General features: G+C 69.2%; 5 protein-coding genes. 3 read left to right on the forward strand and 2 right to left on the reverse strand.

What is annotated here, in order from left to right:
• Both ACN469_RS39705 and ACN469_RS39710 read left to right on the forward strand, forming a co-directional pair.
• A partial coding sequence (locus tag ACN469_RS39705) for a carbon starvation CstA family protein (protein WP_498776929.1) occupies window positions 1-1,221 on the forward strand: 1,221 nt, incomplete at its 5' end.
• 1 nt (window position 1,222) lies between these two features.
• Window positions 1,223-1,426 carry a YbdD/YjiX family protein gene (locus tag ACN469_RS39710; RefSeq protein WP_498776931.1) on the forward strand — a complete coding sequence of 68 codons (204 nt, stop codon included), beginning with the start codon at window positions 1,223-1,225 and terminating at the stop codon, window positions 1,424-1,426.
• A gap of 45 nt (window positions 1,427-1,471) precedes the next feature.
• Here ACN469_RS39710 and ACN469_RS39715 read toward each other — a convergent pair whose 3' ends face one another.
• A complete protein-coding gene (locus ACN469_RS39715) occupies window positions 1,472-2,026 on the reverse strand; it encodes a hypothetical protein (RefSeq protein WP_498776933.1) in 555 nt (184 codons plus the stop codon).
• Between the two features lie 126 nt (window positions 2,027-2,152).
• Window positions 2,153-2,341, reverse strand: a complete 189-nt coding sequence (locus ACN469_RS39720; RefSeq protein WP_498776935.1) for a hypothetical protein — start codon at window positions 2,339-2,341, stop codon at window positions 2,153-2,155.
• A gap of 93 nt (window positions 2,342-2,434) precedes the next feature.
• Between ACN469_RS39720 and ACN469_RS39725 the strand changes: the two genes are divergently transcribed.
• Window positions 2,435-3,043, forward strand: a 609-nt coding sequence (locus ACN469_RS39725; RefSeq protein ID WP_498776937.1) for an eCIS core domain-containing protein, incomplete at its 3' end; no start/stop codon positions are given.

Genomic DNA, 3,043 nt, shown 5'->3' on the forward strand with positions numbered 1-3,043 from the left:
CTCTCCACGTTCCTCAAGATTGGCACCGTGATGGTGCTGGCGGTGGGCATCATCCTGGCCGCGCCGGAGCTGCGGATGCCGGCGACCACGCGCTTCACGGATGGCAGCGGCCCGGTGTTCTCCGGCAGCCTCTTCCCCTTCCTCTTCATCACCATCGCCTGCGGCGCGGTGTCCGGGTGGCACTCCCTCATCGCGTCCGGCACCACGCCCAAGATGCTCGCCAACGAGCGCGACACGAAGATGGTGGGCTATGGCGCGATGCTGATGGAGGCCTTCGTCGCCATCATGGCGCTCATCTCCGCGACGGTGCTCCAGCCCGGCGTGTACTTCGCCATGAATGCCCCGCCGGCCCTGATTGGGACGACGGTGGAGCAGGCGGCGCGCACCATCAGCGAGTGGGGCTTCGTCGTCACCCCCGAGGTGCTCGCCCAGACAGCCCGGGACATCGGCGAGTCCTCCATCCTCTCGCGCGCGGGCGGCGCCCCGACGCTCGCGGTGGGCATGGCGCAGATCCTCCACGGCCTGGTCTCCGGCGAGGGGATGATGGCGTTCTGGTACCACTACGCCATCCTGTTCGAAGCCCTGTTCATCCTCACCACCGTGGACGCGGGCACGCGCGTGGGGCGCTTCATGATTCAGGAGCTGGCGGGCCTGGTCTACGCGCCCCTCAAGCGGACCGAGTCCTGGGGCGCCAACCTCATCGCCACGGCCCTGTGCGTCGCCGGCTGGGGGTACTTCCTCTATCAAGGCGTGGTGGACCCGCTGGGCGGCATCAACACGCTCTGGCCCCTGTTCGGTATCGCCAACCAGATGCTCGCGGCCATCGCGCTGACGCTGGTGTGCGTCGTCTTCGTGAAGATGAAGCGCGAGCGCTACCTGTGGATTCCCGCCCTCCCCGCCGCGTGGCTCGTGTGCTGCACGCTGGTCGCTGGCTGGCAGAAGGTGTTCGGCGGTGACCCGCGCGTCAGCTTCGTCGCCCACGCGCGCGACTTCTCGGCCGCCGCCGCCGCCGGCAAGGTGCTCTCCCCCGCGCAGTCGGTGGAGGAGATGCAGCGCATCATCTTCAACGACTACCTGGATGCCACCCTCACCGTCTTCTTCATTCTGCTCGTGGTGGCGACCGTGGCGTTTGGCCTCCGCTCCGCGCTCGCGGCGCGGCGCTCTTCGGTCCCCACCGCGAACGAGACGCCCTATGTCCCGGTGACGGCGGAGGGCGGCTGAGGTGGGCGCGCTTCGAGAGGGACTGCGGCTCGCCTGGAGCCAGGCCGTCAGGACCGCGCGGCTGATGATTGGCGTTCCCGACTACGACACCTACGTGGCACACCAGCGCGCGCATCACCCCGAGCGCCCCGTGATGAGCTACGAGGAGTTCTTCGACGAGCGCATGGCTGCCCGCTATCGCGGTGGCGGCGGGCGCTGCTGCTGAGCCGGGAGCCCGCCGTGCATCCCCACACGGCGGACCTCCAGGGCGTCAGCGCCGCGTCGCCGTCTTGCGAGCACGACGCGCGGCCGGAGTGTTCGCCACGTACTGCTGCCCCCGGCGCGAGGCCACGCGCTTGCGGCGGTCCGTCGCCTGCTTCTGCCGCGCGCTGAGCTGGCTCCACGCCTTCTTCGGAAGATAGCGAGCGGTGGTGCCACCCGAGCGCGCACGCGTGCTGCCCGTCCGAGTCCCCCACTCCTCGCGCGTCCACGCCGTCAGCGACTTCTGGGTCCCCGTCTTCGGGCCGCGATAGCCACCCCCGGCCTTCTCGTACTCCGTCGCCAGCAGCTGCGCCTTGCGAGCACTCCACTGCCCCGCCCGTCCGCCGCGAGTTCCCGCCGTGAGGCGCTTCTTGAGGAGTTCCCTCAGCGCGGGCCGCGTGTACTTGCCGCTGCGGGCCGGGGTGGCACGAGCCCCCACGCGGCGCCGACTCGTCGCGCTGACGCGGCGCGCCTTGGTGCTGCTCGTGCGGGACACCGTCCGCTTCTTCCGAGGCGTCATCGTGCGGGTGCGCGTCGAGGCGCGCGTGCTCTTCCTGGCGACCATCAGGTCCCTCCTCCCGTGACTGGACTGCGCGCCACAGTTGGGGACGGCCAGAACCGCTCGCAATCGCCCTCCTCGCCCTCCTGCCCGCGACACCGGGGGCCTGCTCCCTCCGTCGCCCTGACACGCTCAGCCGGGATTGGCCTCCGCGGGCCGGAAGAGCACGCAGGTCCGCACCGGCTGCGGCGGATACTTCCCTGGCACCAGCGGGCACATGATGAAGACGGATGTCCGCGTCTGGACGTAGCGCGGAGGCGCCTCGCAGCGGTGGCAGAGGCTCTCCGGAAACGGGAGGGGCTCGGGCGGTGGCGTCGTCATGGACTCACACATCTCACAATTCGAGGAAACAAAACGGAGGCGACTTCGGACAATTCAAATGACTCAGCCCCCCTCTCCAAGAGGAGTCACGCGATGGCCCCTGTTCGCATCCAGAATCAACGGACTGTTCCCTATCGCCGGCCCGAGGAGGAAGTGGCGCCCAAGCCCCAGGCGAAGCCGGTGGCGCAGTCGGCGGCCGCGTCCATCGTGGATGAGTTCATTCCCTCCGCGGCCATCCCCGGCAAGGAGGTCCTCAAGAAGGTCCTGGACGCCGCCGAGAAGCTCGAGGGCAAGCCGCTGACGGACGCGCAGAAGAAGGACCTGAAGGGCGTCTTCGGTGACAGCGTGGACCTGGACAAGGTCCGCGTCGTGGAAGGCCCCGCCTCCCTCTTCGACAACCTGAGCCGCTACACGCCCGCCTTCACCGCGGGGAACAAGATTCTCGTCAACCCGAAGGCGCAGGACGGCTCTCCGACGAACTTCCCGCCGTCGAAGGACCTGCTCACCCACGAGGCCACCCACGTCTGGCAATACCAGAACCATGGCGCGGACTACGCCGCCAAGGCCCTGGTCGCCCAGAGCGCGGGGCAGGGCTACGACTGGGAAGCGGGCGCCAAGGACGGCAAGAAGTGGGGAGACCTCAACCCCGAGCAGCAGGGCGAGCTCATCCAGGACGCCGTCAGGCAGGGCTACTTCGACGGC

This window comes from Corallococcus terminator, from assembly GCF_049194865.1.
Lineage (GTDB): Bacteria > Myxococcota > Myxococcia > Myxococcales > Myxococcaceae > Myxococcus > Myxococcus terminator_A.

Bases quoted from the DNA above. Each gene is read 5' to 3' on its own strand.
- ACN469_RS39720 (WP_498776935.1), bottom strand. From the start codon at position 2,341: ATGACGACGCCACCGCCCGAGCCCCTCCCGTTTCCGGAGAGCCTCTGC.
- ACN469_RS39715 (WP_498776933.1), bottom strand. From the start codon at position 2,026: ATGGTCGCCAGGAAGAGCACGCGCGCCTCGACGCGCACCCGCACGATG.